The organism is Corallococcus terminator (assembly GCF_003611635.1).
Taxonomy (GTDB): domain Bacteria; phylum Myxococcota; class Myxococcia; order Myxococcales; family Myxococcaceae; genus Corallococcus; species Corallococcus terminator.
On sequence record NZ_RAVZ01000838.1, the window covers coordinates 1 to 417 of the forward strand.

1 pseudogene is annotated in these 417 nt (G+C 68.3%); it reads left to right on the forward strand.

Annotated elements, in window-relative coordinates:
- Positions 1 to 417 (forward strand): annotated as a pseudogene (locus D7V88_RS42380) (MGH1-like glycoside hydrolase domain-containing protein); the annotation flags it as partial.

Genomic DNA, 417 nt, shown 5'->3' on the forward strand with positions numbered 1-417 from the left:
TTCATGAACCTCGGCCTCGCCCTCTGGAACGGCCACGACCCGCTGCTCAAGGAGCGGTTGTTCGGTCTCACCAACGGCGAGGGCAACCACGGCGAGGACGCCAAGGAGTACTGGTGGGCCGTCGACGGCACCCCGACCCACAGCTGGATGCAGTGGCTGTACCGCTACCCCCACGCCGAGTACCCGTACGCGCAACTGCGGCAGGAGAACGCGCGCCGGGGCCGGGAGGACCGCGAGTTCGAGCTGTCCGACACCGGAATCCTCGACGGGAACCGGTTCTTCGACGTCCTGGTCACGTACGCCAAGGCCTCACCGGACGACGTCTGCGTCCGCGTCGAGGTCACCAACCACGGGCCCGATCCGGCGTCGCTCGACCTCGTGCCGCAGCTGTGGTTGCGCAACACCTGGTCGTGGGGC